We start from the raw sequence: 943 nt of genomic DNA, 5'->3' as shown, positions 1-943 counted from the left end.
GCCCTGCCGCCCGGTGGCGCCCGGCATGGCGGTGCCGTCCGGCCGGCCGATCCACACGCCCGCCACATGCCGCGCATCGAAGCCGAGCGCCCAGGCATCGCGCCCGCCCCACGACGTGCCGGTCTTCCAAGCCACGCCGGCCGGCCCGCCACCCGGGAAGCCCTGCACGAGGATGGCGCCGACGGAATCCGCCGCGCGGCGCTCGACCACCTGCTGCGCGTCCTCGGCGGGACCGGGCCGCAGGCGCAGCGGCCGCGCGCGCCCGTGGTCGGCGAGCGTCGCATAGAGCGCCACCATCTCCCGCAGCGTGGTGCCGGCGCCACCCAGCGCCAGCGGAAGCGAGGCATCCGCCCCCCGCGGCAGGCGCGGCGGCGCACCGGCAGCCTTCAGCGCCGAGGCGAAGCGCAGCGCGCCCACCTGGTCCAGCAGCGCCACGGCCGGCAGGTTCAGCGACATGCGCAGTGCCTGCGCCGCCGTCACGCGCCCGGCGAAGTCGCGCGAGAAGTTCTCCGGCGCGTATTCGCCGAAATGCCGCGGCAGGTCGGCGACGATGCTGCCCGGCGTGGCGATGCCGCGCTCGAACGCCATGGCATAGAGGAAGGGCTTCAGCGCCGAGCCCGGCGAACGCACCGCGCGCGTGAGGTCGAGCGCACCGGCACGCGATTCCGCGCCCCATTCGCCGCCGATCAGCGCGCGCACCTCGCGCGTCGCGACATCCGCAACCACGATGGCGAGCGCGGCACGGTCGGGCAGCGTCGGGAGGATCTCCTGCGCCAGCCGCTCCGTCGCGCGCTGCAAGGGCGCGTCGAGCGTCAGCGTCACATGGCCCGTCGCGCCCCGCGCCATCTCCCGCGCCAGGTGGGGCGCCAGGCGCGGCATGTCGCGCCGGCGCTCCGGCATGGCGGCGGCGATCGACAGCGCGCGATCGGTCTCCGACATCCCC

The 943-nt window shown here is 76.6% G+C and carries 1 protein-coding gene; it reads right to left on the bottom strand.

What is annotated here, in order from left to right:
• Positions 1-943, bottom strand: a 943-nt coding sequence (locus tag HW578_RS27035) for a penicillin-binding transpeptidase domain-containing protein (RefSeq protein WP_255529146.1), incomplete at both ends; no start/stop codon positions are given.

Source organism: Roseomonas rosulenta (assembly GCF_016106005.1).
GTDB classification, from domain to species: Bacteria; Pseudomonadota; Alphaproteobacteria; order Acetobacterales; family Acetobacteraceae; genus Neoroseomonas; species Neoroseomonas rosulenta.
The sequence above is the reverse complement of the archived record's forward strand: the minus strand, read 5'-3'. Positions and strand labels throughout refer to the sequence as shown.